At 34.6% G+C, this 16,465-nt stretch carries 12 protein-coding genes; 10 read left to right on the forward strand and 2 right to left on the reverse strand.

Annotation, left to right across the window (positions count from 1 at the left end):
• The first annotated feature begins 3 nt into the window (after positions 1-3).
• The 10 genes from ACFSSE_RS10770 (at position 4) to ACFSSE_RS10815 (ending at position 14,905) form a co-directional block, all read left to right on the forward strand.
• Positions 4-1,272 (forward strand): fibronectin type III domain-containing protein, encoded by a 1,269-nt coding sequence (locus ACFSSE_RS10770; RefSeq protein ID WP_379045261.1) that lies wholly within the window; start codon positions 4-6, stop codon positions 1,270-1,272.
• A 159-nt stretch (positions 1,273-1,431) separates the two neighbouring features.
• Positions 1,432-2,031, forward strand: a complete 600-nt coding sequence (locus ACFSSE_RS10775) for an RNA polymerase sigma factor (protein WP_379045258.1) — start codon at positions 1,432-1,434, stop codon at positions 2,029-2,031.
• A gap of 72 nt (positions 2,032-2,103) precedes the next feature.
• Positions 2,104-3,048 (forward strand): FecR family protein, encoded by a 945-nt coding sequence (locus ACFSSE_RS10780; RefSeq protein WP_379045255.1) that lies wholly within the window; start codon positions 2,104-2,106, stop codon positions 3,046-3,048.
• Between the two features lie 117 nt (positions 3,049-3,165).
• Complete coding sequence (locus ACFSSE_RS10785) at positions 3,166-6,669, forward strand: SusC/RagA family TonB-linked outer membrane protein (RefSeq protein WP_379045252.1); 3,504 nt, start codon at positions 3,166-3,168, stop codon at positions 6,667-6,669.
• 16 nt (positions 6,670-6,685) lie between these two features.
• Positions 6,686-8,272: a SusD/RagB family nutrient-binding outer membrane lipoprotein gene (locus ACFSSE_RS10790; RefSeq protein WP_379045249.1), complete on the forward strand. Its 1,587-nt coding sequence runs from the start codon at positions 6,686-6,688 to the stop codon at positions 8,270-8,272.
• Between the two features lie 32 nt (positions 8,273-8,304).
• Complete coding sequence (locus ACFSSE_RS10795) at positions 8,305-9,891, forward strand: DUF5689 domain-containing protein (RefSeq protein WP_379045246.1); 1,587 nt, start codon at positions 8,305-8,307, stop codon at positions 9,889-9,891.
• Positions 9,892-9,958: 67 nt separating this feature from the next.
• Positions 9,959-11,374 carry a calcineurin-like phosphoesterase C-terminal domain-containing protein gene (locus ACFSSE_RS10800; RefSeq protein ID WP_379045243.1) on the forward strand — a complete coding sequence of 472 codons (1,416 nt, stop codon included), beginning with the start codon at positions 9,959-9,961 and terminating at the stop codon, positions 11,372-11,374.
• 234 nt (positions 11,375-11,608) lie between these two features.
• The gene (locus ACFSSE_RS10805; protein ID WP_379045240.1) at positions 11,609-12,520 is read left to right on the forward strand and encodes a glycerophosphodiester phosphodiesterase family protein; all 912 of its coding nucleotides are present in this window, start codon (positions 11,609-11,611) and stop codon (positions 12,518-12,520) included.
• 37 nt (positions 12,521-12,557) lie between these two features.
• Positions 12,558-13,757, forward strand: coding sequence for a T9SS type A sorting domain-containing protein (locus ACFSSE_RS10810; RefSeq protein ID WP_379045237.1), 1,200 nt, complete (start codon positions 12,558-12,560; stop codon positions 13,755-13,757).
• Entirely contained in the window at positions 13,757-14,905 is a 1,149-nt protein-coding gene (locus ACFSSE_RS10815) for a phospholipase D-like domain-containing protein (RefSeq protein ID WP_379045234.1), read from the forward strand. The genes ACFSSE_RS10810 and ACFSSE_RS10815 overlap by 1 nt, the downstream gene beginning before the upstream one ends.
• Positions 14,906-15,084: 179 nt before the next feature.
• On the opposite strand, the gene ACFSSE_RS10820 is transcribed toward ACFSSE_RS10815, so the two are convergent.
• Entirely contained in the window at positions 15,085-15,744 is a 660-nt protein-coding gene (locus ACFSSE_RS10820) for a hypothetical protein (protein ID WP_379045231.1), read from the reverse strand.
• 228 nt (positions 15,745-15,972) lie between these two features.
• Entirely contained in the window at positions 15,973-16,257 is a 285-nt protein-coding gene (locus tag ACFSSE_RS10825; protein ID WP_379045228.1) for a hypothetical protein, read from the reverse strand.
• Between the last annotated feature and the right edge of the window lie 208 nt (positions 16,258-16,465).

Raw genomic sequence — 16,465 nt, forward strand, 5'->3', positions numbered from 1 at the left:
AATATGTTAAACAAGTTAAAATTAGTTTTTGTTGTCTTAGTTTTAGGTAGCAAATTCACAATTGCTCAAGATTTCAAAGCATCGGCTTACCCCGATAGAATAATCTTGACCTGGGCTGAAGATCCAACAACCACTCAATCTGTAACGTGGAGAACTGATAGCACAGTAAGTGAAGCTTATGCGCAAGTGGTAAAGGAGGAGAGCGCTCCTAAAATAGAAAAGCCTTTAGCTAAAGAGTATACTGCTATTACTACACAGTTAAAAGGAGCAAATTACGAGAAGAGTAATTACCATAGCGTCACCTTTACCGGTTTAGCTCCCAATGAAATTTACACTTACAGAGTTGGAAGTGGAGAAAACTGGAGCGAATGGTTTCAGTTTAAAACTGCTCCAGCTAATGAAGGAGAGACTTTTTCTTTCATTTATTTAGGAGATGCCCAAAACGATATCAAATCTAAATGGTCTAGGGTAATTAGAAAAGCTTTTGCTACAGAAGGAGAGGCTAGATTTATTGTACACGCCGGAGATTTGATCAATAGATCTAACAATGATAAAGAATGGGGCGAATGGCATTATGGCGGAGGGTTTATAAATGGGATGATACCTAGCATCCCATCCTCTGGTAACCACGAGTATTTTAGAGATGAAAATAAGGTTTTAACACTTGATCCGCATTGGGAAGCACAATATACTTTGCCGAAAAATGGCCCCGAAGGCTTAAAGGAATCTGTTTATTATATAGATTATGCAAATCTAAGAATGATTTCTTTAAACTCGCAGATGATTGTTTTAGATAGCAATTCTATCAAAATACAAGCAACTTGGTTAGAAGAAGTTTTGAAAAACAATCCTAAAAAATGGACTATGGTTACCTATCATCATCCAATTTATTCAACGGCTAAAGGAAGAGACAATAAAGAGTTTAGAGATTTATTTAAGCCATTGTTTGATAAATATCATGTAGATATTTTGTTACAAGGGCATGACCATACTTATAGTAGAGGACAAAATTTACCAATAGGTGTTTCTGGAAAAGTAGGAGGTCCTATGTATGTAGTTTCCGTAGCAGGGCCAAAAATGTACAAAATTGATGTAGAGCCTAGATGGATGGATGTATTTAAGGAGGATACTCAATTGTTTCAAGTAATAAGCATTAAAGGAGATGATTTGTCATTTACTGCTTATAAAGCATCAGGAGAAATATTTGATTCTTTTAAATTGAAAAAGACAGCTAAAAACAAAGCAGCAGAGTTTATTGGAGTAAGAAAATAAGATGGAATTTAATACCCAATAGCGGTTTTGGGTGTTAAATTTTTATTTTTTTAGCATGATTAACATTTGAGTTAATCATGCTTTTTAGGGTTAGTTTATCTATTAGGATACGTAAACTTAAAATTAGGTTAACATTAGAGCGTCTATTTTTGTACGAAAATGGAGACGTTCATATTAACAGATCAAGATTTGCTTTCGCTGGTAAAAAACGGCGAGCCTTATGCTTTTGAGGTGATTTTTGAAAGGTATTGGGACAAGCTATTTAAAACTGCCGCAGCTCGGGTTAATAATGTTGATGATGCTAAGGACATTGTTCAAGAATTATTAATTAGTTTTTGGAACAGAAGAGAGAAGCTGAAAATACAAACTACTATAGAAAACTATCTTTTTGGTGCACTTAAGTTAAAGATCATCAGTCACTTTAGATCAGAAAGAGTTTCAGAAATAAGTTTAGAAGATGCAGCTGAGAGGTTAAGCATTTTAGAAGATTCTGTAACGGATGTAGAAGATTATTTAGAGTTAGAAAATGTATTGGAAGAAGCATTGATATTAATGCCTGAAACTTTAAGAAGAATATACATTTTAAGGTGCGATAATGTGCCTGTTAAAGAAATAGCCTTGAAGTTAGGCTTAGCAGACCAAACTGTTAAAAATTATATTGCAGAAGTGATACGAAGATTGCGTACTGTAATAACTGAAAAATATCCAGAAAAGCATTTAACCTACCTCTTGGTTTTAATGCACTTACTTAACAAATAGGTAATATAAGTTTAACTTAAATTATAAGTACCAAACGGTAATCTGTGCGACATATATACAGAAACCGTTACTATGGAACAAAGTAAATTTAAAGAGTTATTAGATCGTTTTACCAAAGGGAAAGCTAACGAAACAGAATCTGCGTTGGTGGATGCTTGGTACAAATCTTACCAAGCTAATGAAGATGAAATTTCTATAAATGAGGTTGAAAAAACAGCCATAAAGCAGTATTTAACTTCCAAAATCAAACAATCACCAATAAATCCTAACAAAAGTATTATTCCTATTTATTACCGAATAGCAGCAGCTATTGCGATCATATTCACTGCTGGTATAGTTTTTCAAAATTGGAAATCAAAAAAATTAGAAACTCCTGCCAGTTATAATTTGGTTTCTACAAAACTGGGACAGATCAAAAAAGTGACGCTACCTGATAGCTCTATAGTTTGGTTAAATGCCAATAGTGTGATGCGTGTCAATTCAAATTTTGAAGCAGGTAGCAGAGAAATATTTTTAGATGAAGGGGAAGCTTTTTTTAAAGTCACCAAAAACCCCAAAAAACCTTTTATAGTTCAACATAATGAAGTTAGCGTAAAAGTTTTAGGTACTTCATTTAATGTTAAAGCCTATAAAAATCTTCCAGATTTAAAGGTTGCAGTTAGTACAGGTAAAGTTCAAGTTAAAAGTGAGAAAAATGCGGTTCTCTTATATCCAAAGCAAGAGGCTGTATATCATTCTTCAAATAAAAGCTTTGAAACCCATCAGGTAAACGATAATGAAGTGAGTTTATGGCGTGAAGGTAAGATTTACCTACACCAAGCCAATTTTAAAGAGCTAGCATTAATCCTGTCAAATAACTTTAAAATTAATTTAAAGGCGGCCTCTTCTGCTGTTCTTCAATATCAATTTACATTAAATATATCAACAGACATGAAGGAAACTGAGCTATTGAAAATTATCAGTTCTATACATAATTCTAAATATAGGAAGGAGGGAAATTCAGTGATTCTTTACTAAAAAAGCCGGCAATGGTGCAACAAAGCCGGCTCATCATTAATTTTCTGAAACCCAAAAGAGTGCAATCTTAAAGGTTTCATCGCTATAAAAGCTTAACAATAATCATTAATCAAAAGTATGAAAATTTATTTATTGCTAATTAAAAAGTACACACAGCTTATGCGTATCACTTTTCTAGCCTTATGTATAGTAGCTACAGCAGCAATTTCTGCAATGGCTACCAAATCCGAAGCTCAAATTCTCAACAAAAAAATAAGTGTGAGTTTTGAAGCCGATAACCTGTATTCGGTAATTAAAAAACTAGAAACAGAAACCAATAGTGTTTTTGCTTATGATGCAAGTTATTTGAATTTAAAGTCTAAAACAGTTAAATCCATAACCTTTACCAATGCCAGTTTAGGAGATATACTTCAGACAATATTAGCAGGAAGCGGTATATCGTTTAAAGAAGAGGCCGGGAAAGTTTTATTAAATAAAGCTTTAAGTCAAGTTCAAGAAAGTATTAAAATTGTAGGAAAAGTGGTAGAGGAGGAAACTGGTTTTCCGTTACCGGGAGCATCTGTTATAGGTGCAAATCGTAAACTTTTAGGTTTAACAGATGCAAACGGAAATTTCTCTGTTTATGTAGAAAAGGGCACTGAAATATCTTTCGAAATGTTGGGATTTAAACCATTTAAACAAGTTGTTAACGCCACAGCAAGCAATTTGGAAATTAAAATGGTTGAAGCTGTAAATGCTTTAAATGAAGTTGTTGTAACGGCTTTAGGGATTGAAAGAGAAGAGAGAGCTTTAGGATATGCCATTACTACTATAAAAGGAGAGCAATTAACTGATGCAGTTTCTGGCAACTGGACCGATGCATTATCTGGTAAAGTAGCAGGTTTAAATTTAGTAAGGTCTAATAGTGGTCCAACAGGTTCTAATAAAATAATTTTACGTGGTGAAAACAACCTAACAGGCGATAATGAAGCGTTAATTGTTTTAGATGGCGTGGTTATTAACAATGGTAGTGGAAGAAGAACTGCTGTACAAGGTGAAGCCGTTTACGGCGTAGGAAGTGATAATATGCCTGCTGATTATGGCAGTACAATAAATGATATCAATCCTGAAGATATTGAAAGCGTAAACGTTTTAAAAGGACCAGGAGCAGCTGCACTTTACGGACAGCGAGGTATGAATGGAGCTATAATCATTACAACAAAATCTGGAAGTAGCAAAAGAAAAGGTTTAGGTATCACATTTAATTCAAACGCAGCATTAGAAAGCGTAAACCGCTGGCCCGATTTACAATTTGAATATGGGCAAGGTTTGGATGGAGCTGCTTACTACTCTTATGGAACTACAGTTGATGGACCAAGTACCAGCGGAACAAGTTCTGCTTACGGACCACGTTTTGATGGACAAAGTTTTTTTCAATGGGATCCTACAACGCAACGAGTTGGCACAGAACGTACACCTTGGATTCCTTACACCAATAAAATTCGTGATTTTTTTGAGGTAGGACAAACCTTAACAAATTCGATAAGTGTGGATGGTGGTACCGATAAAACAAGTGCTCGTTTTTCGGTAACTAATGTAAAAAATAACTGGATAACTCCAAATACTGGATACGGAAGAAACTCGGTAGCTTTATCGGTAAACTCTAAAGTAAACAACAAACTAACCATATCATCCAAAGTTAATTACAATAATAAATTTAGCGATAACTTACCTGGAGCTGGGTACGGAAATCAATCTTTAATGTATTGGTTTATTTTTTGGCAACCGAACGCTGATTTAGATGGCTTGAAAAACTACTGGCTAAACGGACAAGAAGATCGAAGAATACATTATCCATTCAGTACTTTTCCAGAAAACCCATATGCTGTGTCTTATGAGTTTATCAATCGATCGAATAGAAACGCAATTATAGGAAACGTACAAGCAAACTATAACTTTACAAAAGAACTAAGCCTTTTAGTAAGAACTTCTTTAGATTTTGGTTACGAACAAAGATCTCAGGAACGTCCTTATGATGCTGGTTCTCGCTTACCACGAGGTTCGTATCGTACACAAAATATTTATTCGCAAGAAGCTACTACTGATTTCCTATTAAAATATAACAAGAAAGTTTCTAAAGATTTCGATTTATCTCTCACAGTTGGAGGAAGTAATTTACAAAACAACTATAATAAAGATGAGCTTAGAGCCGATTCGTTAACTTTTCCGGGAAAATATAATTTAGCTAATGCAGCAGGACCATTGGTAACTATACCAGATAAAAGTCAATATGTTATTAACAGTTTTTATGGCTTATTTACTTTTAGTTACAAGGATTTTATATATCTTGATTTAACAGGAAGAAAAGATTGGACTAGTGTTTTAGCTACAACAACAAGAACTGATAATGTTGGCTTCTTTTATCCGTCGGCCAATGTAAGTTTTATTGCTTCAGAGATTCTTAATCTCCCTAAATCATTCAGTTTTGCCAAATTTCGAGCTTCAATATCAAAGGTAGGAAATGGCGGAACAACTCCCTACAGAACATCTTACAATTACAATACGGCAGGCGGAGGCTTGTACCCAGGTGGTGCACTACAAAACCCAACTGCATTTCCAAACCCTGATTTAAAACCTTTATCAAATACAACTATAGAATTTGGTACCGACATTAGAATGTTTAAAAACCGATTAAACCTTGACGTTGCTTATTATAAAGGAAACACCAAAGATCAAATTTTAACCAGAATTGTCGATCGATCATCAGGTTATAATTCAGTTATAATAAACGCAGGTAAAGTTAGTAACGAAGGTTTTGAAGTTGCCGTTGGAGGTTCGCCAATAAATGTAAAAAATGGTTTTAGATGGAATACCAATTTCATTTTCTCATCAAACAAAAATAGAATTGAAGAACTAGCCGATAGCTCGGTAGTTTTAAGAACTGGGCCAGTAGGCGGTGGCCAAATTGTTGCCAAAGTTGGTGGTAGCATGGGCGATTTATATGGCAGAGGATATGTTCGCTCACCAGATGGACAGGTGGTTTATGATGAAACTACAGGTTTTGCGAAAATTACCAGCGATGTAGTTTATTTAGGTAATACTATTCCAAAGTTCAGAACCAGTATTGTCAATGACTTTTCTTACAAAGGCTTTAGGTTAAATGCTTTGTTTGATGCACAAGTAGGTGGTGTTGCACATTCATTAACCAATTATAAATTAGCCGAACAAGGTAAAACAAAAGTTACGCTCCCTGGTAGATATAACGGAATTATTGGTAACGGTGTAATTCAAAATGGCGATGGCTCTTTCCGAAAAAATGATGTGATTACTTTTGATGTTGATGAGTACTATCGCTCGCACATGGGAATTGATAATGCTGAAGGTAGCACTTTTAAAACCGATTATATTAAATTTAGAGAGGCAAGGCTAGATTACACTTTTACCTCAAAATTTAACAAATTACTAGGTTTGCAGCGTACAACAATAGGTGTTTATGGTCGTAATTTATTCATTTGGTCGCCTTGGCCAGCTTTCGACCCAGAGTTTGGTACACTAGCAGGAACAGATATCGTAACTGGGTTTGAAACTGCTCAATTCCCATCAACCCGCACATTTGGTATTAACCTAACAATTGGTATTTAATTAAGCGCTTTAAAAAATGAAAAAGATTACAAATAAAATAACGGCAATTCTTTTATCAAGCCTTTTGTTTACAGTTTCTTGTAAAGAAGGCTTTGAAGAAATTAATACCGACCCAATAAGTACTCCAAACGCTTTACCTCAACAGTTATTAGCACCTGCATTAGTAGGCACCTTAACCCCAAACATGATTCGTAATAGAAATTTCAATAACGAATTGATGCAGATAACCGTTAATCAAAGCGATGGTGATGCTACAGTATTTAGGTATGAATATAGAAACAACATCTCTGATTATACGTGGAATAACTGGTATATTCAACTTACCAATTTTAAAGATTTATACAACATTGCCAATCAGCCTATAACGCTTAATAACTCCTACAAAGGTATTGCGCTAATTTGCGAGGCTTGGATCTATTCTTTACTAACTGACACCTATGGCGATATTCCATATTCAGAATCTAACCAAGGGGCAAATAAAGTTTTTGAACCAAAATTTGATAACCAAAGAGATGTTTACTTAGGCATTTTTGCAAAATTAGAAGAAGCTAACACCTTATTAACAACAAATACTGCTATAGTAGCAAGTAGCGACCCTGTATTCAATGGAAATGTTGCTAGGTGGAGAAGATTTGGAAACAGCTTATATCTAAGATTATTGCTTCGAGTATCTGGCAAGGCTGAAATTGCAAATGAGGCAATTGCTAAAATAAAAGACATTGTAGATACTAATGCAAGCACTTATCCAAAAATGGCGAATAATGATGATTCGGCTATTTTAAGATGGACTGGTTTTGGCCCCTACACATCGCCTTATCAAACTGGGGTTAGGGTTCAGGATTTTAGAGATCCTGCTATTGCGAATTTCTTTATCGATAATTTAAGAGACTGGGCAGACCCGCGTATCGACATTAGTACTTACGGAACTGGCGGTGTAAATAGATGGGGAATCTCTCAAGGTGCAAATGGTTTTGCAGGCATTCCGAGTGGTTATGTTCCCGGAACAGGTGCTACAAAACAGTCTGGTTTTTACTCATCCGATCAACGAACTGTTTCTTTACAAACCGACCCTTTAACCGGAATAATGATGACTTATGCTGAGTATCAGTTTATTTTGGCTGAGGCTGCTACAAAAGGATGGATCGATGGTTCAGCTGAAAGTTTTTACAAAACTGGTGTGCTTTTTAGCATTACGCAATGGTTGCCAAATTGGCCTAATGCAACATCATCTGGCGTTGCACCTAGTCCAGCTATTTCAATTAATAGCCAAGCTTTTCTTGACTACTTAACTACCGCCGAATTAAATTGGGACGATAGTTTGCCAATTGACGCACCTTTTGGAAGCGATAGTAAAATGGAAAAAATTCATATACAAAAATACTATTCTATGTTTTTAGCCGATATGCAACAATGGTTTGAGTACCGTAGAACCGGTCATCCGTTTATTGAAAGAGGCCCTGGTTTAAGAAATGGTGGGGTAATGCCAGCCCGAATGACTTATCCTGTTTATGTACAATCTGCAAATCCAACAAATTACAAAAACGCAATTGCAAACCAAGGAGCTGATGTAATAAGTACACAAGTTTGGTGGCAAAAACCTTAATTAATTATTGAATTGATTTTAAAATAATTGACATGAAAAAATTCATTTTATACGCATTATTTTTATTTAGTGCAGCGGTAACTTTTACCGGTTGCGATGAAAGTAATTATCCCGGCGGTACCATAAGTCCATACATTCCAATTTACGATTTAAGAAATATCTATAAAGGAACTGATGTTAACTTAAGCATAGACAACATGTTTGGTTCTAACCAAGTAACTGGAGTAGTTGTTTCAGACCATTCAGGAAATAATTTGCCAAGTGGATTATTGGTTATTCAGGATAGGCGAAGACTAAACCAATTAAGAGGAATTTCGATTACTATTGGGGCTGAGGCGGCTAACTATATTCCTGGCGACTCTGTAAACGTGAAAATTGATGGAGGAATTTTAAAAAGAGTAGATGGACTACTACAAGTAACCAATATACCCGCTAGTGCGGTTACAAAAGTTGGGTCAGGAAAAAACATTCCACCTAATAGAGTTCCAAGTAGTTATATTTTAGCCGATCCAAATCGTTATGAAAGCACTTTAGTTGCAATTGTTAAAGGCGGTTTTGATCCTCTGCCCCAGCCTACTGATGTATTATCTGGCGAAAAAACTTTGAATGATGGCTTTGAAAACATCACATTAAAAACAGATGCAAACGCAACCTTTGCAAATAAAAATAATTTACCGGTTTTAGGTAATTTCTTCGGAATAGTTTTTAACACCTTGGTTAACAATGAAATAGTGCCACAAGTTCGTTTACGTACAGAAAGTGATATCATCTACCTAAGTTCAACCATTGAAATTTCCCCTATCATTATTAGTGGATTTATGGCTGATCCTGTAGGAGGCGACGGAAACTACGAGTACATGCAGTTTTTAGCAACTAGAGATATCAATTTTGCTGTTACTCCATTTTCGGTTGTTGTAACAAATAATGCTGGCGCATCTTTGCCAACCGGCTTTCCTTCAAGAGGGTGGGCAACTGGTTCATTAGCAACGTCGGGAGCTGCAAGAACTTATCAATATAACTTAACAAGTGGTTTTGTTGCAAAAGGTACTTTTTTTTATGTTGGAGGCTCAACTAAATTAATAAACGGAGCTGGTTCGCCTAATATTAGTGCTGCAAATTGGATAACTGCAATTAATTATACCACCATTGATGGAGCAAATGGAAACGGAAGAAGAACCACCAATGTGATAGGGAATAGTGGAAATGCATCAGGTATTGCTGTTTTTGAAGGAACAAATGTCAACGTTAATACCAAACCTGTTGATGTAATATTTATTGGTAGTGGAGGAAGTTTATTTACCGCTGGTCCACCACCAGTGGGTTACAGAATTGCGAATACTGATTTTTACGACATCGTTAATCCAATTACACTTGAATCTCAACCGTTTTACAGAAACGGCTCTAATACCCTTAATTTTAATTACCTACCATCAAATTTAGGCTATTTTAATAAACTGGGAGGAATTTATAATGCTGATTTAGGTAGATGGGTAAAAGCAAGGACACAAACTGGTGTGCTTTTAACATCTACATCAACACTTACTGAATTAGAGGAGAATTTTCCTGTTGGACCTACACCAGATGATCCCGGCACACCTGCAACATCCTTAAAACAATAAAAACCATTTAACATCAGTAACCTAGGTTGCTGATGTTAAAATAATCCAAAAATTTTCAAAATAAATTATGAAAAGAAGAAGTTTTATACAAAGTTTAGGTTTAATTACTGGTGGTGCATTCATTAGTTTAAATGCCAATGGGCTTACTAAACTTAAAAGAAATGAAACCATTACTGGGCGAGTAAGCAGTAAAAATAAAGGGATTGCAAATGTGGTTATTTCTGATGGCTATAGCGTAGTAGTAACAGATACGGATGGTAATTACAGCATCACTCCAAATGAAAAATCCACAACTATTTTTATGAGTACCCCTGCTGGTTACGAGTTTAAAACCAGTTATAATATTGCTACACAATACGAGAAATTAGGCGCTCGAAATCAATATAATTTTGATTTAATAGCGTTAAATCAAGACGATAAAAATCACCACTTTATCATTTGGGCCGATCCTCAGGTTCGTAACAAAAAAGATGTGGCGCAAATGATGGCTACATCTGTTCCTGATACCAAAGCGCACATCCAATCTTTAGGGAAAGATGCTTTGGTGCATGGCATTTGTGTGGGAGATATTGCTTGGGATTATTTAGAATATTTTCAGGATTATAATAAAGCAGTTGCAGAAATGGGCATTCCTTTTTTCCAAGCTTTAGGTAACCACGATATGAATTTTAAAGAAGGTGGCGATGATACTTCAGACCGTACTTTCAAAGAAGTTTTTGGACCAACTTATTATTCTTTTAACCGCGGACAAGCACATTATGTGGTTTTAGATGATGTAAGGTATTTAGGTACCGAGAGAGATTACGATGGATTCATTACTCAAAATCAGCTAGACTGGTTAAAAAAAGATTTGCAATATGTGCCAAAAGATACTTTATTAATCATCAATCTTCATATCCCAGTTCATAATACGGTAATCAATAATGAAGATTTATACCGTATTGTTAGAGATTTCAAAAATGTCCATATCATGTCGGGGCACACCCATTTTAATGTAAACAACATCCATAAAAATGTTTTTGAACATAATCACGGGACAGTTTGTGGCGCATGGTGGACAGGCCCAATTTGTACCGATGGTACACCACGTGGTTACGGAGTTTATACTGTAAAAGGCAATGAGTTAGAATGGTATTATAAACCAACAGGTTTAGAAAAAGACCATCAACTTACTGCTTATGTGGATACTTTAACCAACCAAAAACGCTTATTGGTAAACGTTTGGAACTGGGACCCAGAATGGAAAGTGAAGTACTCGATTGACGGCAAAAAACTGAAAGACATGGAGCAGCAAACAGGTTACGATCCACTTTCTGTAACACTTTACAAAGGCGATAAATTACCAACCGGACGTACTTTTCCAGAGCCTTCACAGATTGATCATCTATTTATGGCACATTTTGGTCCTGATGTTAAATCAGTTAAAGTAGAAGTAACTGATAGGTTTGGAAATGTGTATAAAAAGGAGTTGACAGACATTTAAAAACATTGAGTATAGGCTATAACCACAAAGAACACAAAGAAAAGCACAAAGGTTACAGAACAACATGGCAATAAACACCCAACTCTGTGACCTCCGTGTACTCTGTGGTTGAAAAAATAGTAGAATAACCACAAAGCACACAAAGCACACAAAGCACACAAAGCAACATGGCAATACAACATCTCTGTGGTTTAAAACAAAACTCACGTTGATTAAAATAAAACAAATATGAAGATGTCAACAAAAATCAACTTCCTATTTTCATTAGGCTTAGGATTGTTTTGCGCTTGTAAAAGCAGTAAGCTGAGTACTAAAAATGGGGTTAATTTCCCCGCTTTTGACGTTGAAGCTCATCGAGGAGGTAGAGGTTTATATCCAGAGAACACCATCATAGCCATGAAAAATGCTGTTGATTTAGGTGTTAACACTTTGGAAATGGACACCCACATTACTAAAGATAGTGAAGTAGTGGTGACCCATGATGATTATTTAAATGCTGATTTTATCCTTAATAAAGACGGAACTTTCTTTAGCAAAGCAGAGGGAAAAGAAAAGCTGATTTATCAAATCAATTATCAAGAGCTTAAAAGCTACGATGTAGGATCAAAATTTTACTCCAGCTTTCCGCAACAGCAAAAGGTAAAAGCATATATTCCTCGTTTGGCAGATTTGATTGATAGCGTTCAAAACTATCTTCAAACCAATAAAAAGCCGCAAGTGTTTTATAATATCGAAACAAAGTGCAGCCCAAAAGGGGATGGTGTTTTGCATCCCAATCCTGATGAATTTGTTACCCGACTAATCAGCGTGATTAAAGATAAAGGCATCACTCCGTTTGTTATCATTCAATCTTTTGATAAAAGAACGCTTCAAATTATCCATCAAAAACATCCCGAAATTAAAACTGCCTTTTTAGTTGCTCAAAAAAACACTTATGAAGCATACATTTCCGATTTAGGTTTTAAGCCATTTATATTAAGTCCGGCTTACAAAATTGTAGATGAAGAATTGGTTCAAAAATGCCATCAAAATAATATCAAAATTATCCCTTGGACGGTAAACACTTTAGAAGAAATCAAGCAAATGAAAAGCTTAGGTGTAGATGGCATTATTACAGATTACCCAAATCTTTTAACCACAAAATAGTCTAAAAAAAAACAAAAATTCTAAAAAAGAGAAAATCATGAAAACAACTTTACACAGTATTGCAGTATCGGCTTTAGCCGTAATTTTAATTGGCTTCAGTTTAAATACTTATGCTCAAACAACCTTGCTGTCTTGGCAATTTGGTGTTCCACAATCATTAGGAAATGAGCCAACCTATTCTTCAACAACTACACATGCGAGTGCAGCTACATCTTTATTGAGTAGAGGAAGTGGCTTAACACCTAGGGCTTTACAAAGAGGGTTTTCAGGGGAATTTATCAATTGGGTAGCAACAGGAACTACCAAAGCAAATGCCATAACAAATAACGATTATTTTGAATTTAGTTTCACAGCCAAAACAAACTACACTGCCAATTTAGGGTCAATTGAAAGTAGATTACGCCGAAGTAGTGCCGGGCCAAACGCTTATCGTTGGATGTACAGTATTAATGGTGCTGCATTTATTGAAATTGGAGTAGCTGATGTGAGCTTTACAGACAGTAATGGAGAAGGAGTTATACAGCCATCTGTTGATTTATCTAATATTCCAGCTTTGCAAAATTTATCTTCTACAAGTACTATAAGATTCCGTTTATATGTTTGGGGAGAAACTACCAACACAGGTACTTTTGCAATTGCTCGCTACCCTGCTGCTTCAACCACACCTTCTTTAGAATTAAAAGGAACTGCTACTTTACCCATTTCTTTAATTTCTTTTACTGGTGAAAATGAAAACAATGCAGTTAAATTAACTTGGCGAACAGCTTCAGAAAGAAACAATTCACATTTTGAGGTTTTACGTTCTAGTGATGACCAAAAGGAAGAAAGCATTGCTATAGTAAATGGGGAAGGTAATAGCAATTCTGTAAATGCTTATTTTTTTACAGATTACAATCCATTAAACGGAAACAATTATTACACTTTAAAGCAGTTTGATTTTGATGGAAAGGCAACCACCGTAGGTGTATGCGCAGTAAACACCCCTTTTCATACAAATCAATTTCAAGTGCTAACTAACAATGATCCAAATGCCATTTCATTTTCTGTAAATAGCGATTTCTCTGGTGCTTCTACCATTCAAATTATTGATTTGGGCGGACAAGTTAAGGCAACTTCTATCCTAAATTTGCAAAAAGGAACCCATCAAATTGCAGTTCCAATAACATTAGCTAAAGGTATTTATGTTGCCACTTTTAGCAATGCTAAAGAGCAAATGACATTTAAATTTTCTAAATAATGTTAAAAAAAATCTATTTTTCTTTAATGTTGTTAGCTTTTCTTAGCTCCTGTAAAAAAAGTAATCAACCGGAAGCGGTTGCTAAAGTTGAACTCAATTTTCCATCTGCTTATTTCACAGAATTGAGTTTGGTAGGTAAAGCAAATGCTTCTCCAGTGATTATGGATAAGCTGATAGCAATGATTGATGCAACACCTAAAAATGCATCTATCAATTTAGCCATTTACGGTTTTAGCCATCAAGGAATAATCGAGGCTTTAAAAAGAGCATCCATTAGGGGTGTTAAATTATATTTGTTGATTGATTATAGTTTGACGGAGACTCAGGATGAAAACAGGCCAACCGTTATTGCTATTAGGTCTTTTTTAAATTCAGATTCTGAAGTTTTAACCGTTAAAAACGACGCAACTGCTTCATCAATCCAACATTGCAAGTTTGTATTGTTTTCTGAATTAAATACGCAAAACGGCTTAGTGAAAGATGTAGTTTTCTCTACTTCACATAATTTCAATATAGCCGATAGTAAAAAAATTCAGGATGCGATAGTATTGAATCAGCCCGCTTTGTATCAAGCCTTTTTAACGTATTTTAATGAGGTTAAAAGCAGAGCAGCAAGTGGGATGAAAAACTATAGTTACCAACAGTTTATTGATGAAAAGAATGGATTGGAGGCTCAATTTTACCCAAAACGTAAAAATGGTGTAGCCTTAGGCGATGATAGCGTAATTGAATTATTAGATGGAATTACCGAACCTTCAACTGCCACGGTAAGAGTTGGTATGTCTGATTGGACAGTAAGCCGCTTAAATGTGGTTAATAAATTGCAAGATTTAGCCAATAAAGGTGCAAAAGTAGAGGTAATTGCAAAAAGCAAAGCTGATGCTGGCATTTTAGCTGGGTTGGAGAATTTAAGAAAAAGTGGTGCATTTGTTAAAGTGTATAACATTAGCCAAACCAATATTCATTCTAAATTTTTTATGATAGAAGGAAAATGGAAAGGTGTACAAGCTAAAGTATTAGCAACAGGTAGCCATAATTTAACCGGAAATGCATTAAGAAACAACAATGAAGTTCTACTAATTTTGAAGAATTACAATACTTTGTATGATAGTTATGTGAACTATTATGATGAGATGAAGAAGTTGTAGTTTAAGATAAAGAGTTGTTTGTCGATTGATAAACAACTCTTTTTTTTTTGACGATGTGAATTACATTAATGAAAAAATTGTGTTTGTTGCTGTATATTCTTAATGCTCTGTAAGCATAAGCCTCCGAAGTTATTCCTAAAGAAATTCTCTGGTTTTCTAAATTAAGTATTCAATTGGTATCAATTATTTATTACTACAGTGGTATCGGTACCAAGAATATCATAAATATGTTCATTCTTTTTAAAGCTATTGGTTCCTTTATTGTAAAACATGCTGGTAGCAAAAATTTTTGTTAGCCTTGGCACTTTAAAATTTAAAGTAGTGTCTTTAGTAATTCTTAGACTATCCACCTGATAGTTGATGCAATTACAGCTGGCAGAATTTAATCTAAAAGTATTGAAATTGTAGTTTGAACTGTTTTTTAGGTTTATTTTAAGATTGATGAGTTTTTTGACTTTAAAATCTATGGTATTGGTTTTACCTATTTCCAGTTCTTTTCTACTTGAAATATTATATTCTTCTAATAAACCATATTTTCTTAAATCGTAATCTTTGAAATATATAGTAAATGTACCAGGTAAAATAGGAGTAAAATTTAGATGATACTCACCTTTATTGTCAGTTACTACAGTATCAAAATCTTCATAACGTGATCCTCCAAAACCGAATCGTTCTCTCGTAATTTGTAAAGGAATATTGCTGTAACCCTCATTAGTTATTGCGTCATAGACTTTGCCATTTACTATCGTTTGTGGCCCTTCCTGGTCTGCGCATTCTGACATTGAAGTCAAAATAAATAAAGATGTTATCAAAAGGATGTAGTAGGTAAATGTTTTCATTTTAATATGAGCTAGATTTTTGTTATTGTTGCCCTAGTATCAAAAATATTTAGAATTATAAATTCTGAATCTGTAAAGCGGTAGAATAATTTATTGTGCTTCGTGATTAAAAAAAACCTTATTTGTTCTTTTTCTAAAGAGCCTAAATATGGATAATCACTTAACAAATCAATAATTTTAAAAGTCCTGATGATGAAATTCTTGGTAACATTATCTCCCCAATGTTTTTCAATATAATTTATTACAAGAGTGAAATTTAAGCTGTCTCTTTTTGTCCAGACTATTTGTTTTGCTGTACTTATTTTTTACTTCTTGATTGCTTATAAGGTTTCCGGGATTAAAGCTCTCTTCGTAAGAGAATATTAATTCTTGCTGCTCCTTTACTGTTAAACTATTAAAAAGCTTACCAGTTTGCTGTTGGTTTAATTCTTTTATCATACCTAAATACCCTCTTAAAAGATTTTCATCTTCAATTTCATCAATAAACTGATGTAACGTTTCTTTGCTAGTCATAGCTGTTTTTTTTAACTAATTTAAGGTTAAATGTTTGGAAACGAAAATGTTTGATTTTTCAGGAGAAATAAACTCTTAAAAAAATCAGTAAATAAAAAAAGCCATCTTTAAAAGACAGCTTTAAATAATTTGTTGTAAAAAATCATAACTGTCCGAACAAATAATATACAAAAAAGGCCTGTATAATTCTAATTTTGAGTTGCGAAAC

It is taken from the genome of Pedobacter alpinus, assembly GCF_042684645.1.
Classification (GTDB): domain Bacteria; phylum Bacteroidota; class Bacteroidia; order Sphingobacteriales; family Sphingobacteriaceae; genus Pseudopedobacter; species Pseudopedobacter alpinus.